Origin of the sequence: Rhodococcus sp. 5A-K4 (assembly GCF_046097995.1) — a bacterium.
Classification (GTDB): Bacteria; Actinomycetota; Actinomycetes; order Mycobacteriales; family Mycobacteriaceae; genus Rhodococcus_F; species Rhodococcus_F erythropolis.
Genome location: NZ_JBJURM010000014.1, coordinates 43,174 through 58,040, shown reverse-complemented (window position 1 = coordinate 58,040; position 14,867 = coordinate 43,174). Strand labels below are relative to the sequence as shown.

13 protein-coding genes are annotated in these 14,867 nt (G+C 63.2%); 5 read left to right on the top strand and 8 right to left on the bottom strand.

Translation table 11 applies throughout. The features are described 5' to 3' along the window. Positions 1–25: 25 nt before the first annotated feature. From ACKAMS_RS19080 to ACKAMS_RS19070, 3 genes are read left to right on the top strand one after another with little or no spacing between them, the layout of a single operon-like run. Positions 26–1,372 (top strand): LLM class flavin-dependent oxidoreductase, encoded by a 1,347-nt coding sequence (locus ACKAMS_RS19080; RefSeq protein WP_019744952.1) that lies wholly within the window; start codon positions 26–28, stop codon positions 1,370–1,372. Beyond that, positions 1,369–2,601, top strand: a complete 1,233-nt coding sequence (locus tag ACKAMS_RS19075; RefSeq protein ID WP_021332205.1) for an MFS transporter — start codon at positions 1,369–1,371, stop codon at positions 2,599–2,601. Before ACKAMS_RS19080 ends, ACKAMS_RS19075 begins: the two co-directional genes overlap by 4 nt. Positions 2,602–2,614: 13 nt before the next feature. Beyond that, positions 2,615–3,601 carry an LLM class F420-dependent oxidoreductase gene (locus tag ACKAMS_RS19070; protein ID WP_020970501.1) on the top strand — a complete coding sequence of 329 codons (987 nt, stop codon included), beginning with the start codon at positions 2,615–2,617 and terminating at the stop codon, positions 3,599–3,601. A 9-nt stretch (positions 3,602–3,610) separates the two neighbouring features. Here ACKAMS_RS19070 and ACKAMS_RS19065 read toward each other — a convergent pair whose 3' ends face one another. The 6 genes from ACKAMS_RS19065 to ACKAMS_RS19040 form a co-directional block, all read right to left on the bottom strand. Then, positions 3,611–4,273: a DUF3239 domain-containing protein gene (locus ACKAMS_RS19065; RefSeq protein ID WP_020970500.1), complete on the bottom strand. Its 663-nt coding sequence runs from the start codon at positions 4,271–4,273 to the stop codon at positions 3,611–3,613. A 74-nt stretch (positions 4,274–4,347) separates the two neighbouring features. Then, positions 4,348–5,379, bottom strand: a complete 1,032-nt coding sequence (locus tag ACKAMS_RS19060) for a hypothetical protein (RefSeq protein WP_408989377.1) — start codon at positions 5,377–5,379, stop codon at positions 4,348–4,350. A gap of 96 nt (positions 5,380–5,475) precedes the next feature. After that, positions 5,476–6,426: a hypothetical protein gene (locus tag ACKAMS_RS19055; protein ID WP_408989376.1), complete on the bottom strand. Its 951-nt coding sequence runs from the start codon at positions 6,424–6,426 to the stop codon at positions 5,476–5,478. A gap of 102 nt (positions 6,427–6,528) precedes the next feature. Next, the gene (locus ACKAMS_RS19050) at positions 6,529–8,187 is read right to left on the bottom strand and encodes a DNA repair helicase XPB (RefSeq protein ID WP_019744947.1); all 1,659 of its coding nucleotides are present in this window, start codon (positions 8,185–8,187) and stop codon (positions 6,529–6,531) included. A 180-nt stretch (positions 8,188–8,367) separates the two neighbouring features. Further along, positions 8,368–9,447 carry an alcohol dehydrogenase catalytic domain-containing protein gene (locus tag ACKAMS_RS19045; RefSeq protein WP_172932966.1) on the bottom strand — a complete coding sequence of 360 codons (1,080 nt, stop codon included), beginning with the start codon at positions 9,445–9,447 and terminating at the stop codon, positions 8,368–8,370. Then, a complete protein-coding gene (locus ACKAMS_RS19040; protein ID WP_037120507.1) occupies positions 9,444–10,637 on the bottom strand; it encodes an LLM class flavin-dependent oxidoreductase in 1,194 nt (397 codons plus the stop codon). Before ACKAMS_RS19040 ends, ACKAMS_RS19045 begins: the two co-directional genes overlap by 4 nt. A 216-nt stretch (positions 10,638–10,853) precedes the next feature. On the opposite strand from ACKAMS_RS19040, the gene ACKAMS_RS19035 reads away from it, so the two are divergent. Continuing rightward, the gene (locus ACKAMS_RS19035; protein ID WP_060938151.1) at positions 10,854–11,165 is read left to right on the top strand and encodes a hypothetical protein; all 312 of its coding nucleotides are present in this window, start codon (positions 10,854–10,856) and stop codon (positions 11,163–11,165) included. 54 nt (positions 11,166–11,219) lie between these two features. Then, positions 11,220–11,870 carry a TetR/AcrR family transcriptional regulator gene (locus tag ACKAMS_RS19030; protein WP_092763021.1) on the top strand — a complete coding sequence of 217 codons (651 nt, stop codon included), beginning with the start codon at positions 11,220–11,222 and terminating at the stop codon, positions 11,868–11,870. Between the two features lie 425 nt (positions 11,871–12,295). Here the strand turns inward: ACKAMS_RS19030 and ACKAMS_RS19025 are convergent, their stop codons facing one another. Both ACKAMS_RS19025 and ACKAMS_RS19020 read right to left on the bottom strand, forming a co-directional pair. Next, positions 12,296–12,421: a hypothetical protein gene (locus ACKAMS_RS19025; RefSeq protein WP_019744941.1), complete on the bottom strand. Its 126-nt coding sequence runs from the start codon at positions 12,419–12,421 to the stop codon at positions 12,296–12,298. Between the two features lie 87 nt (positions 12,422–12,508). After that, positions 12,509–14,833, bottom strand: a complete 2,325-nt coding sequence (locus ACKAMS_RS19020; RefSeq protein ID WP_020908802.1) for a helicase-associated domain-containing protein — start codon at positions 14,831–14,833, stop codon at positions 12,509–12,511. Positions 14,834–14,867: the final 34 nt, after the last annotated feature.

Here is a 14,867-nt window from a genome sequence, read left to right as displayed (position 1 = left end):
TTTCACGGAAAGATTCTGCGAACTCATGTCCGAACGACAATTTCATCTGAACGCCTTCCTGATGGGCGTCGGCCATCATGAGGCGGCGTGGCGCCACCCACGCACAAATGCGGCCAACCTTCTGGACGTCAAGCACTTCCAGGAACTGGGGAGAATCGCCGAGCGTGGCAAGCTGGACTCGGTGTTCTTCGCCGACGGTCTAGCAGTCGGCCCGCGGGTCAAATACAACACTCAGGCGATCTTCGAACCCGTCACCTTGCTGTCGGCGATCGCTGCGGCCACCGAGAAGGTGGGGTTGATTGCAACCGCGTCGACCAGTTACAGCGATCCGTACACTCTTGCGAGGAAGTTCGCTTCCCTCGATCACATCAGTGGCGGACGAGGCGGGTGGAACATCGTGACGTCGGCCGGCGCCGACGAGGCCGCGAACTTCGGCCTCGATGCGGTACCGACGCACAGCGGTCGTTACGAGCGCGCCGAGGAGTTTCTCGACGTGACGCTCGGACTCTGGGACAGCTGGGAAGAGGGGGCAGTTGTCCTGGACGAAGAGACCGGAATCTTCGCCGATCCTGATCGTGTCCATCGCATCGACCATGACGGTCAACGATTCACGGTGGCTGGCCCGCTCAATTCGCCGAGGTCTCCACAGGGACGTCCGCTGCTTGTACAGGCCGGTTCCTCCGAGAGCGGTAAGGATTTCGCGGCGAGGTATGCCGAAGCCGTGTTCACCGCTCAACGAACCCTCGAGCAGGGGCAGGATTTCTACAACGATCTCAAAGCGAGGCTGATCAAGTACGGGCGTAGTCCCGACGAGATCAAGGTGCTGCCGGGCATCGTGCCCTTCATCGCGGATACGGAAGAAGAAGCGAAGGCTCTGGAGCAGTCGTTCACGGACCTGATCTCTCCGGAGTATTCGCTGCGCCAGCTCTCGAACATGGTGGGTGTCGATCTCACCGAGCATTCTCTGGATGCCCCGCTGCCACCGTTGCCGGACATCGATCGCATCCAAGGGAACAAGAGTCGATACCAGCTCGTCAAAGATCTTGCAGAGAGCGAAAACCTCACCGTCCGTGAATTGATCGGCAAACTCGGCGGTGGCCGCGGGCATCGGACATTTGCCGGGACACCGGAGCAGGTCGCGGACGAGTTGACCGAATGGTTCGACAAGGGCGCAGCGGACGGCTTCAACATCATGCCGCCCTATCTGCCCGGAGGGCTCGAGGTGTTCGTCGACCGGGTCGTGCCGATTCTGCAGGCGCGTGGGCTCTTCCGAACCGAGTACACCGAATCGACCCTGCGGGGCCACTACGGCCTCGATCGTCCGGCGAACCGGTTCTCGCGGGCCGCTGACGCGGCAGAAGTGAGCGCGTGACGGAAACACTGCCCAAGGAACAGCCGGCGATCGCCGGACTCAAGCCACTGGTCACAACGGTTTTCGTGCCGGCGGCCATCTTCGGGATCGGTCAGGGTGCGGCTGCCCCCATCATGGCCGTCACCGCGCGCGACCTGGGTGCATCGGTCGCCGTCGCCGGCCTGATCGTTGCGCTCGGTGGCTTGGGTGCCGTACTCGGTGACCTCCCTGCCGGCCGGATAGTGTCGCGTTTCGGTGAGCGTAGATCGATCATCGGCGGAAGTTCTTTGGGTGCAACAGGAGTGGTGATCTGTCTGCTTGCACAGACTCCGTGGATGCTCGGTATCGGCGCACTGTTGACCGGACTGGCGAATGCGGTGTGGGGCCTTGCGCGGCAGAGCTACCTCGCCGAGACCGTGCCACTCGGTCTTCGGGCCCGAGCAATGTCGTCGTTCGCCGCGATGTGGCGGTTGGGGTTCTTCCTGGGACCGCTCATCGGTGCCGGCGTGATTCTCCTGGTGGGAGCGCGCGGAGGATTCCTCGTCCAGTTGGTGGGCGTCGTGCTCGCCGGGGCGCTGATGGCCCGCGTTCCCGACCCGCCACGAAAGGTGCAGGCGGGCAACAGCGATCACGGGCACGTCACCCTCCCGGAGATCCTTCGCCGTCATCGTGCCGCTCTGTCGACGCTCGGGACAGGCTCCCTTCTGATGGGCGCCGCCCGTGCTTCGCGTGAGGCCGTTCTTCCATTGTGGGCATTACACCTCGGGTTGGATGCAGCCCAGGTGAGTGTGATCTTCGGTATCGGTGCGGCGGTGGACCTGCTGTGCTCGTATCCAGCCGGACACATCATGGACCGATACGGACGTAGGTTGGTCGCGGTGCCTTCGCTGACGGTGATCGGTGTGTCGTACCTGATGTTGCCGTTTTCGACGGGCGCAGTGGGATTGACCGTGGTCGCTGTCGTGATGGGGATCGGCAACGGACTGGGCAACGGCGTGATCATGACTCTCGGCGCTGATATCGCCCCACCCGAAGAGCGCGCCGAGTTCCTCGCTGCATGGCGATTGACGCACGACACGGGCATGTTCGGTGGGCCGCTCGCGATCGGTCTTCTCGCCGCGGTGTTCCCGCTCGGGTGGGCATTTGCCGCACTGGGCGCGACTTCGTTCGCCGGCGCGGCGATGATGTTCCGCTTCATTCCGGTCTATTCTCCGCGGGTGTCACCCCGGTCGCGCGTCGGGAAACTGTAGGTAGGCTCGCTACATGCGATTCGGACTGTTCGTACCTCAAGGCTGGCGTCTGGACCTGGTCGGCATCGACCCCGCGAAGCAGTGGGAGGTGATGCGAGACTTCACGCTGCGCGCGGAGGCAGGGCCGTGGGAGTCGGTGTGGGTCTACGACCACTTCCACACCGTTCCCCAGCCGACGGAAGAAGCGACTCACGAGGCGTGGACGTTGATGGCCGCACTCGGTGCGTCGACCTCGCGTATCCGACTCGGCCAGATGTGTACCGCCATGAGCTACCGAAACCCGGCGTACCTTGCCAAGGTCGCCGCGACCACCGACCTGATCACGGGTGGACGCGTCGAGATGGGTATCGGCGGCGGTTGGTACGAGCAGGAGTGGCGCGCGTACGGCTACGGTTTCCCCTCTGCCGGTGAGCGTCTGGGCCGCCTCGACGAAGGAATCCAGATCATGCAGCAGGCGTGGTCGACCGGCAGCTCGACGCTCGACGGCAAGTACTACCAGGTCGACGGAGCGCTGTGCCGTCCACTTCCGTTGCAAGAGGGCGGAATTCCCATCTGGGTTGCCGGTGGCGGCGAGAAGGTCACACTCAAGATCGCGGCCAAGTACGCGCAGTACACAAACTTCGACGGCACCCCGGCCGGCTTCGCGCACAAGTCCGAGATCCTGAAGAAGCACTGCGACACCGTCGGTACCGATTTCGATGCCATCGTCCGTTCGGCCAACTACAACGTGGCCATCGGCGCGACGGAAGCCGAGGTGGCTCAGCGGTTGGAGACACTGAAGGACAGACTGACGCCGTTGGTCGGCGAAGCTGCCGCCGATGCGTCGCTCGATGCATTCCGCGGAATGCCTGCCGTCGGTACACCCGAGCAGATCATCGAGAACCTGTCGGCGCTCAAGGCGCAGGGACTCGAGTACGGAATCTTCTACTTCCCCGAGGCCGCGTACGACACGTCGGGAATCGAGATGTTCGAGAAGGAAGTGCTGCCCGCGCTTGCGTAACCGTTAGGGCTAGCGCAGGGAGTCAGGAAGATCGGCCGGGTTGATCAGAACCCGGCGATCGGGGTGGGTGCGAACTTCTTCGGAGTCGGGGATCCGGCTCTGCAGGAAGTTCCACTCGCTCGCACTGACAGCTGCGATCGCGCGTGCCAGCACTGCCGAGTCCTTGGTTCCCCACTCGATCGGCATGGGGCTGACCATCTGCCACGTGTCAGCCTTGCTGCGGGTGGAACGATCCGAACGCAGTGCCACCGACGGAATGCGGTCGCCGACTCGCCACTTCGGATTGAGTCGAACATTGCGGCTGACGAGCGCGTACTTCGGTGCTCCGGCCGCCGGCTTCGCGATGTCGATCAGTGCCGTCAGGGTCGCCGCTCGAGGGTGAACCTCGGTGACGATCGCGGGAACCAGTGGGTTGTCCGCATACAGAGATTCGACGCTTCCCACCTTGCGAGGTGCCCACAAGGCGACCCACAGTGAACTGGCCGCACCGATGGCGAGGACCGCGCCGATGATGATGGACCACACCTCACCCATGCTGATCAGCCAGGCTCCGACCGCGGCGAGGACGATCGCGAAGATCACCGCAGAAATCTGCAGGCGGCGTACGTCGGCCAGTGTGTCGTTGACCGACTTGGCGTGGGCCTTGTCGACGGTGAACTGGAAGTCAGCCACGAAAAAATCCTTCGGGTGGTGCCGGACGATCTAGGACCGGCCCCCGATCTCCCGGGAGCCGTCCACCAGCGTAGCTAGTTTCGCGCGCGCTCCCACATCTGCAGGTAAGCCTCGGCGCCACGGCTCATGTCCTCGATGATCGTGTCACCGTCGGCGCCCGCAGCAATACGCATGTCCGCGATCCAGTCGGGAATCATCCCGTACTGGGCAACACCGTCGGTGTTCACGTCGAAAACCCTGGTGCCGGCGCGCTGCTGGTCCATGACGGTGCCGTCGAAGGCGGTGTACGGATATTGGAGCGGATTTTCGGCGGCGTCACCGCGCGGTGCGGCTTGCGGCCCGAAGCCGTTGGTGTCTGCGCCGTAGCCGAAACCGAAGTAGTAGTTCTCGCTTCGCATTGCCCGTGCGTCGCGCCACTGGTCGATGAACCCACGCTCCTCGGGCTTGTCGTCCGATGCGTCCAGTTGCCCGGCGTACAGGGCGACAAATCCGCCGAGCGCGTAGATCCGCTTGTAGAGGCTCGGGTCGCTCCAGCTGTGACTGGAAACAACACCGGAATAGTTCGCTGCTTCGAGAATGTCGAGGGCTGCTTCGGCGGTCTTGACGCTCATGTGATCGATGTCCACGATCATCCCTCGGTCCATCAAACCTCGGATCGTGTATGCGCCGAGGTCGGTCAGGCCGTGCGAATTGCATTGCGGACCAGAGGGGTACACCGGAAGCGTCACTCCGGGTGGGAGTACCGCGAGAAGATTCTGTGCGCCGTCGACCTTGGTGGGCAGCACATTGTCCTCGGCAACGCCGGTGCATGGTTCCGACTGCCAGAACTCCCCGGTGCCCAGGTAGTTGCCGATATTGACGGCCACTCCGGTGACGCCGCCGTCGAAACGGGCACCGCCGAGGGCGTTGTCGAACTTGTGCGTGACGATCATCTGCCGAACACCGAGGTCGTACAACTCGTCCAGGCCGCGGTCGATGTCGTCCTCGGTGCACTGCGGAATACCGTTGCGCACAGAGCAACCGAAGGGTTCGGACACCTCCACCCCGAGGGTGACGGCCAGCTTTCCGTCGGCGGCCACCTGCCTGGCCTGTTCAGGGGAGCTCACGATGCGGAACCAACCCCGGCCGGGACCGCCGTACTGGGCGTCGATGTAGTCCTGGAGTTCGCGTGTCTGCTGCGCCTGGATCCGGACGGTCTCAATCTAGTCACAGGGATTTCGCTTACTCGGATACAGCTCACACAGCACACGGTTGGCGACAAAGAGATTGGTGAAGATTCGCAGACCACCACGCCAGGCGCGCTCGACCCACTTGTAGTACGTCTGCTCGTGTGTCAGTGAATCGTGCGCCGGCCAGTCGGCGAAACTCGGCCAGCCGGTGGTGTCGTGAGTTTCGAAGGGATTGCCGTACGACAGAACGTTTTCGAGGAGCGCAGGTATCCCGTCGGGTTGATGGTCCGGGCAGTCGACGAGCGCTGCGGTGACGCCCTGAGGGTCGAAAGGTCGGCCGCAGTGCAGGTTTCCGCCCATGAACTCGGAAGCGTTCATGTGCACGTGTGTGTCGATGAATCCGGTGACTTCACCGTTCGGTCCGATTTCTCCTGGAACGCCGTTTGCGCCCACCTCCGCTTCGGGGAAGTCGGCGCAGCCGTCGCGCGGGATCAGCGTGAACGCAGATTCGGGAACGTCACCGGGATCGGACATCGTGAGCATCAAATCGCGCGAGATCAGTTGACGGCCGTTCGAGGTCGCGGTCAGAACGAACGATTCACCGGTGGACATCACGGTCCAGTCGGTGGAGGGAGTTGCTTCGGAAGTGGCGAGTACCGAGTCCGCGCCGTCGTGCGAGAGCATCGACCCGTCCGGGCCGTACAGCATGAAACGACCCAACTGGGCCGCATGTAGCCGGAACGGTTCGGCGTCTGCGGCTTTCGTTACGTCGGTGAGGTACGCCGACCCGTCACGACGGACGAAATCACCAGACTCGGTGCGCAGCGCGAAGCAACCGTTCGCAAGTGCGTACACCGAGTTCTGCGCGGTAGGAGCAGGACTCGGTGCCGCGGCGCTGACGCCGGTCGTGGCGACGACGACGGCGGCAGTCAGCAGCGAGATGGTTCCGGCGAGCCGACCCCGTAGACGTGGAACTGAGCGCATGGTGCTGGTGACCCCCGGCCGATGGACACGACTGTGACAGGGGACACTCTACAGATAACTGGACGTATGTCCATTTGATTCTGCAACGTGTTGCAGAAATGCTCAGCCGATTGCAGGTCCGAGCAGGTCATCGGCGTCGGTGATCCGGTAGGCGTAGCCCTGTTCGGCGAGGAATCGCTGACGATGTGCCGCATATTCCGCATCGAGAGTGTCGCGGGAAACCACCGAATAGAAGTGGGCCTGACCGCCGTCGTGCTTGGGGCGCAACAGTCGTCCGAGCCGCTGAGCTTCTTCCTGCCTCGATCCGAAGGTTCCCGAAACCTGCACGGCGACAGACGCCTCCGGAAGGTCGATCGAGAAGTTCGCGACCTTGCTCACCACCAGCGTCTGGATCTCACCGTTGCGGAACTGATCGAACAGGATCTCACGTTCCTTGTTCTTGGTGGATCCCTTGATCACCGGGGCGTTCAGGGCTTCGCCGAGTTCGTCGAGCTGATCGAGATACGCACCGATAACCAAGGTCGGTGAATCCGGGTGCTTGGCCAGAATCGACTTCACGACAGCAATTTTGGTGTGCGCCGTCGAGCACAGTTTGTAGCGCTCCTCCGGCTCGGCGACGGCATAGGACATGCGCTCGGCGTCCGTCATCGTCACTCGCACCTCGACGCAGTCAGCCGGCGCGATCCAGCCCTGCGCTTCGATGTCCTTCCACGGAGCGTCGTAGCGCTTGGGGCCGATGAGCGAGAAGACGTCGCCTTCGCGGCCGTCCTCACGAACCAGCGTTGCGGTCAGGCCGAGACGGCGGCGCGACTGCAGGTCTGCCGTCATCCGGAAGACGGGCGCGGGCAGCAAGTGGACCTCGTCGTAGATCACCAGTCCCCAGTCGCGGGAGTCGAAGAGTTCGAGATGCTTGTACTCGCCCTTCGTACGACGCGTGATCACCTGGTAGGTCGCGATCGTGACCGGCCGAATCTCCTTGCGCTCGCCGGAGTATTCGCCGATTTCTTCCTCGGTCAACGACGTGCGGGCGATGAGCTCACGCTTCCACTGACGACCGGCGACGGTATTGGTGACGAGGATGAGTGTGGTGGCTTTGGCCTTTGCCATGGCTGCTGCGCCCACCATCGTCTTGCCGGCGCCACATGGCAGCACGACGACGCCCGAGCCGCCGGCCCAGAACGAATCCGCTGCCATCTGCTGGTAGTCGCGCAGTTCCCAGTGGCCCTCTTCGAAAGCGAGATCGATCGGGTGCGCTTCGCCGTCCACATAGCCGGCGAGGTCCTCGGCCGGCCAGCCCACCTTGAGCAACATCTGCTTGAGGCGGCCGCGTTCGCTCGGGTGGACGATCACCGTGTCGTCGTCGACCTTCTCACCGAGCATCGGTGAGATCTTCTTGTGTCGCATCACCTCGGTGAGGACTGCCCGGTCGAGGCTGACCAGGATGAGGCCGTGCACCGGGCTCTTGACCAGCTGCAAGCGTCCGTACCTGGCCATCGTGTCGACGATGTCGACCAGCAGCGGTTGCGGAACAGCGAATCGTGAGAACGAAACCAGAGCGTCGACAACCTGCTCGGCGTCGTGTCCGGCGGCGCGGGCATTCCACAAGGCCAGGGGAGTGATGCGATACGTGTGGACGTGCTCGGGGGCGCGTTCGAGTTCCGCGAAGGGGGCGATTGCCTGCCTGGCATCGCCGGCGCGCTCGTGGTCGACCTCCAACAGCAGCGTCTTGTCGGATTGGACGATCAACGGTCCGTCGGTCACGGAAGCCTCCTAGTGAAACAAACGCAGCAGCCACAGAGCGTTGCACCGCGTTGTCGGCTGACGCCAACCCTGCCATTGTCCTGGTATCGGAGCGCATACGCCAACAGGCGACGCTCGCACAGCCAGAAGTAGAGGTGCCCGAGTTCGGGCACCCCTACGTCAACAGAGCAGGACCAACCGCTATTCCGGACGACCTGCAGCGGGCAGGACGAGGATCTTCACGTGCTCGTCGGGTGCGCGAAGAGCCGCAAAAGCGTCCGAAACTCCGTCGAGCCCGACACGGCCGGTAATGATCGCTTCGGCGTCGATCTCGCCGGCGGCCAACCGAGCAAGGGTGATGTCGTACGCGTTCTCGTAGGGGCCATGACCGAAGTTGATCGAGATCCTTCGGAACTGCCCGATGACGGGAACGATGGTCTCGTCGCCGAACGGCGCAGCCAGGACCTGAATCCGCGAGTTGAACGGCAGGGTGCGCATCAGTTCGCCGATGACCCCCGCCCGGCCGCTGCATTCGTAGGCGATCAGGATGCCGTTCGCGGCCTGGCCCACGAGCGGGTTGCCTTCGGCGACCATCTGATTCCACAGTTCGATCGGATCCTGTGTGAAGGGGTCGACGACGATGTCCGCGCCCATCTTCTTGGCGAGCTCGCGGCGTTTGGGGGAGGGTTCGGACGCGATGACGATCTGTGCCCCTCTCGCTTTCGCCGCGACGATGGCACCCAGTCCGATCGTCCCGCAACCGACGACGAGCGCTGAATCGGCCGAGGTGAGGCCGGACTGCTGGAGATGCATCTCGCCGACGTGTAGAGGTTCGGCCAGTGTGGCGTGCTCGAGTGACAGATGGTCGGGAACCTTGCGGACCCAGAATGCGTCGACAACGATGTGATCGCCGAACGCACCGTGGTATTCGTTCGAGTAACCGATGATCGTCGGGATCCCGGTAGCCGTGTCGGTGGCCAAGCCGATGCCGGCCACCCGATCACCGATCATGAAATCGTCTACTGCAGAACCGGTCTCGGCGACGATACCCGCGTACTCGTGGCCCAGCACCACGGGTGTGTCTGGATCGAAGGTGGCGAGCGGGTAGCCACCGTTCTGTGCGACCTCGACGAATCGGCACGGGTCCTTCGACATGCTCAGGTCGCTGCCGCAGATTCCGCAGGCGACGACGTCGATGCGGATCTGATGGGGTGCCAACGGCGGCGCGTCGGCCATCTCGGCGACGGCGAATTCTCCCTGTTGGAATCGGACAGCCCTCATGCGCGCAAGGCTCCCGTCTCGGCCGGTTGGCCGTAGTAGTCGGTATGGGCTTTGGTGATCGCTCCGACCAGCCCGCCGATCAGGTATTCGCGGTTGTCCTCGGCGAACTGCATGCTCGCCTGACGTCCGACATTCCGCTTCCGGAAGTGCGGGACCACCTCGGAGGCGAACAATTCGTAGCTGCGTTTGGTGTCCTCCCAGCTCGCCATGTCCACGTGAAGGATCAGGAACGTGCCGAACCCTCCTGTCTTCTCGATCAGACGCTCGATCTGAGCAATCGCATCTTCGGGCGTACCGATGATCGCCTGACCGAACTCGCCGAGCGTGTCGTTGCGCCACTGGTCGATGATTCCGGCAGGTGTATCTGCCCAGGCCGGGTTCTGGCCGGTCTGTCGATTCACGTAGGAGGCCATCGATCCGATCCGTCGGCTCACGGCGCGCTCGGCCTCGGCTCGGGTCTCGGCGATGAACATCGGATTGACCACACGCCACGTCGCCCGGTCGGCGTGGTGGCCGTGCTCGGCCGAGACCTTCTCGTACACATCCCAGTTGCGATCCAGTGCGTCGAATCCGCTGGGTGAACTCGCCGCGAGTGAGAGCAGGGAGAGCCCGTTCTTGCCGGCGAGCACCGAACCGTTGGGGGAAATCGTCGACGCTGTCACGGTCTCGATGCCGTCCGCACGGTATGTGGGCAGCTGTGCGCGTGCGTCACGCAACGTGAACCAGTCGGTTTCCATGTTGACGACCTCGCCGCGGAGCAACGCGAGAATGGCCTCGAGCGCTTCGCCCTGGCGACGACGCTGGTCCGACGGGTTGATGCCCATCATGTGTGCATCGAGGGGGATCTTGCCCGGGCCGGTGCCGAAGATGAGCCGTCCGCGGGTCTGCAGATCGAGCTGAGTGATGCGGTCGGCCGTGATCAGCGGGTGGTGATAGGGCAGGGACGTCACGCCTGTGCCGAACTGGATGCGCTCGGTTCGCTCTGCGGCGGCCGCGATGAACATGTCCGGGGCAGGCACGATCTCGGCGCCGGTCGAATGATGCTCACCCATCCACGCTTCTTCGAATCCGAGGTGGTCCAGGTGTGTCATGAGGTCGATGTCGCGTCTGAGTTGCAGGGCGGGATCGGCGTCGAGCGGATGGTACGGGGCGAGGAAGGCTCCGAAGCGGATGGACGATGCGGACCACACGATGACATCTCCTGTCGACAGGGGAGTGATTTGGATCACTCGCTCTGATGGAGATGTCTAACATGGATCAACTGATCCAATAAGTTGAGCCTCCCGCACAGTGGGAGGTTTGTAATCACTTGTAGCTCAACGCTATCTGGCGCAGTAATGTCGTCTAAGGTTGTTTCAAGTCGATCAACTGAACCAGGTATTTTGAGAAGGAGCGTTGAAGAGGTCATGCGACTGGACGTCACAATCACCCCCACCTCCTCGACCGTCGAACTGAACGGGGTCGACGACTTCACCAGTCTCTCGGTCGTCGTAGGCGGCGACGATCAATCCGCGACTCTGAGTCGGGCATTGGAACCGTGGGGGGAACTCGAGGACGATCATGTCTGGCTCGACATTGCTCACCTGGAACAAGCCGTCGCGGCCCAGGTCGGAAACGCGCAGTGGAAGCAGAAGTTCTCCGCGATGGTGGACTACGCGCGCGCCCACGGCTGGGTCGATCGCGACAACAGGGTGCGAGCACACCGTGAATCACTCTGACTCCGCGGTCAGCGCTTCGGAGAAGTTCGGCGAGCCCGTGCGAAGCTCGTTCGTATGACCGACTCCCGGCAGAACCGTCAAGGCGACGTGACACGTCTGCGTTTGCTCAAAACTGCTGAACGGCTTTTCGCGACAGAGGGATTGGATGCAGTTTCGCTGCGCGCGGTCAACGCGGCGGCCGGTCTCGGACCGTCGTCCGTCCACTACCATTTCGGCACCAAGGAGGATCTGGTCGCCGCGGTGCTGTTGGACATGGGAACGTCGGTGCGAGATCAGATCAGCGCGAACGTGGACGCCCTAGCCGCGGACAAGGAGCCGCCGACGGTCGAAGCGTTGGTGCGGGCCGTCACGGCGCCATACAAGACACTGCTTCTTCGCCATCGCACGCGGGGAATGCGATGGATCAGAATTGTCACGCAGATTTCGCAGCCGCAGATGTCACGACCGGGCCATCCAGCCCTCGAGGCGACCGAGCTGCACCTTCGTGATCATCTTCTCGACCAGGTCCGTCGTACCTTTCCTGCTACCGATCCCGAAAGGCTCGAGACTCGCTGGGCGGTTGCCTTGATGGGCTTCCTCCAGGCGTTGAGCCGGGCGGACGATTGGAGCGGAAGCAGCAAGCCGCTCGCGCCGGAGCGACTTGCCGACTTCTACGAGGACCAGGTCGTCTTTCTGGTGGGTGGAGTGCGACAGTTATTGGGATGAGCGCCTAATTGATGCGCCTCCTATTTCTGTGCGACCACTGACTTCCGCATTTCCATTACATGAGTAATAGCTTCGGAAATTCCGGATCTATAACCGATATTCTTTTCGGAATCACCCGGAGTGGAATCAAGCTCCGATTCGAGTCTCGTTTGAATACGGTCCAGGGTGTGGATTGTTCTTTTCACGATGGTTGATTCTCTTTCTGCGGTAAATCCGAAAGAAGTATTCCGGATTGCCGAGCGTGTTCGTCGAGGACACACAGTGATGCCAGGGTCATGCCCGCTGCGTAGCCGCGCGAGCGTGCATCAGTTCCTCGACTACATGACTTGAACAGGTTGAATGTTTCGTGCAGGTGCACGAGGGTGTCGGTGGAGGCAGGCATTGGTCAGCTTCGCAGTCAGCTCGTCTTCCTCTGGACTGTGCTGTCAGCTCCGCTTCCGCTTACGAATGAACTCGGAAGACTCCGTAGTTTTCGCCCGCTTTTCCGCGCGGCGTTCCTTGATCGACTGAGCGGGTTTCTTCATGTTCTTTCCCGGCGCCTTGTCAGCCATTGTCGCTCCTCATTTTTCGAAGTGGCAATCACAAACTGACCTCGACCATACTTCATTTACAGAAAAAAGCCAGTTGCTTCTTTTCTGCTACTTTTTTCCGGAGTCGACGGGGCTGACGGAAGTAATGCGGTGCAACGTGAAACGGCGTACGGCACCACTTGCCGGGTCGAAGGCGTCCAGCTGTCCGCCACCCACGCTGACGGGGTCGACGATGCGATGAGTCGCTACCCCCTGAGCGTCGACATAGCCGATGTTGACGCTCGAATTGTCCCGGGCCGCTGTGGCCAGTAACGCGATGGTGGCGGCATTGTTCTCCCTCGAACCGTCCGTCCGGACACCACCACGGCCCGGGGCGGAAGCGCGGTCACCTGCTCGCATCGTCCGTACCAACGACGCCAATTGATCCGCCGACGGGCTCGCGGGCATTCGCGACGCCGGTCGGCTGCGACGGTTCGGTACACGCGCCCCGCGTGGGCGGAGATCGACCAACGTGCCCGAGGAGTCCTCACCTGCCGGCGCGAATCCGGCTGCGCGCAGCTCGGCCAGGACCTCGCGCAGTGGGGCCTGCGAAATCGCGACTGTGGGAGCCAAGGCGCGCAATGCCAGGGGCTCCGCCACCGCCGAAGCGAGGACCTCCGCCAGCAGTGATGCGTCCTCACATCGAATGAACGACGCCGCCACTCCGGCACGCAGTCGCCCGTGTCGACGGGCGACATCGTCGATCAGATACGAAAGTGATTGGGGAACAGGCGTCTTCGATTTCGAGGCGAACATCGCATGCAGTTCGGTGGCCGTCAGACCGGCGTCGAGCGCACGACGCACGCTGTCCTCGCTGATGCGGTACATGGACGCCGATCCTGCCGACTCGATGTCCGCGACCAGGCTCACCTGCTCGAGCAGGTCCGGTACGAGCGGGCCGGGCGCAACCAGAGTCAGATCTGCCTGGACCAGGATGTAGTCGATGGGCTCGGGTAGCGCGGACTGCATTTCGGCTTCGGCGTCCCCGCCGTGCAGCAAAGCTCGTCCAGGTGACGACAACGCGCCGCGGGCCACCAGACCGAGGGCCGCGGCCTCGTCCAGAGTCCGCTCGATTGCGAACGTCCGTAGGCGCCCGCTCCATCGCGGGCGTCGCCACGCCAGTAGTCGACTTACCTCGACGGCCGATGCAGTCTGGCCACTGTCGAGTTCGGAGAGTAGCCCCAGAATGGCCTGGCGATCGCGCGGAGCCGCCGGGGCCCGGCCTTCCTCGGACAGCGCCGCGATGGGCTTGTCGGTGGAATCCCTCAGCCCGATCATCCACGGAACTCGCGGTACGTCGACCCAGGCGGACGCCAGCACCTCCCACCGACGAGCTGTGGACGCGTTGAGCCAGCCGTCGACGGCGAGTGTGGGCGTCCAGTATTCGTCCGCGTTGTCCGAGACCGGCGCCGGGTCGGGCGTTCCACTGGCGATGAGTCCGGCTGCCGAGAGCAATTCGACGAGCAGGCTCACTCGCGCTTCGTCGAGATCGGCCGTCTTGGCCACGCGTCGTAGTTCTCGAACACCGAGTCCACCTGCTCGCAGTGCTGGGGCCGGTGCTGCGCCCAGAACAGCGATCACGCTCTCGCATTGGCGTACCAACTCGAGCGCCTCGCCGGCCGCTGCGGCGTTCACGTCCGCGGGTTTGAGTTTGTCGCCCCCGATGACGGGTGCGGTCAGCGTCGTCGGATCGAAAACCGGCTCGCCGCGGATGACCTGACGAACCGTCGCCGGAAGCTCGACGGTCTGCTCGTCGAGCCACCGCAGCAGGCCGGCCGCCAGCAGTCGCTGAACCGGGCGCTCAGGCGGCGTTCCGGGGGCGGCGTCGCGGGTGCGACCGATCGGGCTGGAGTTGGCGAGAGTCTCGAGGAGATCCCGCTCGCGGGTGTCCAGAGCGTCGAGGGCTGCCGAGATCTCGGTCTCGGTCATCGCCTCGGCAGGTTCGAGGGCTCGCCCCACACGCCACGGAATCATCCCGATGACTGCCGGGACGACGCTGATGGGATCGACACCCCAGACGAGGGCGGACTCACGCATCTTCGACAGTGACTTGTCGACGGCCTTCTTGGTGACCTTGCCCTTGCCGGTCAGGGCGCGTTCGGCGATTGCACTGTTGAGCTCCGCCCGCGTCATCGGAGTTTCCTCGGCGCCGGCCAGTGCCAACAATTCGAGAAGACCGAAATCCAGGGTGTCGAGTTCGTCCGCCGCTCGGCTGACCGACGCGCGTTGCTGCGCCCGACCACTGAGAACCACCATCGTGCTCGGCGGCGGTACGGCCAGATCGGGGCGCAGACGCAGCAACTCCGTCAACTCGGCGTCACTGCGCGCCGAGAGCCAATCGGTCAGACTTTCGGCTGCGGAACTGCCCGCCGGGGTGCCACGTGTTTCGGTCATCAGGTATCAGATTAGAGACCTGGTCTGTACGGCG

What these genes read in the sequence shown, in the direction of transcription:
- ACKAMS_RS19080 (WP_019744952.1), top strand. Translation starts at nt 26, where the DNA reads ATGTCCGAACGACAATTTCATCTGAACGCCTTCCTGATGGGCGTCGGC.
- ACKAMS_RS19070 (WP_020970501.1), top strand. Translation starts at nt 2,615, where the DNA reads ATGCGATTCGGACTGTTCGTACCTCAAGGCTGGCGTCTGGACCTGGTC.
- ACKAMS_RS19055 (WP_408989376.1), bottom strand. Translation starts at nt 6,426, where the DNA reads ATGCGCTCAGTTCCACGTCTACGGGGTCGGCTCGCCGGAACCATCTCG.
- ACKAMS_RS19045 (WP_172932966.1), bottom strand. Translation starts at nt 9,447, where the DNA reads ATGAGGGCTGTCCGATTCCAACAGGGAGAATTCGCCGTCGCCGAGATG.
- ACKAMS_RS19035 (WP_060938151.1), top strand. Translation starts at nt 10,854, where the DNA reads ATGCGACTGGACGTCACAATCACCCCCACCTCCTCGACCGTCGAACTG.
- ACKAMS_RS19030 (WP_092763021.1), top strand. Translation starts at nt 11,220, where the DNA reads ATGACCGACTCCCGGCAGAACCGTCAAGGCGACGTGACACGTCTGCGT.
- ACKAMS_RS19025 (WP_019744941.1), bottom strand. Translation starts at nt 12,421, where the DNA reads ATGGCTGACAAGGCGCCGGGAAAGAACATGAAGAAACCCGCTCAGTCG.
- ACKAMS_RS19020 (WP_020908802.1), bottom strand. Translation starts at nt 14,833, where the DNA reads ATGACCGAAACACGTGGCACCCCGGCGGGCAGTTCCGCAGCCGAAAGT.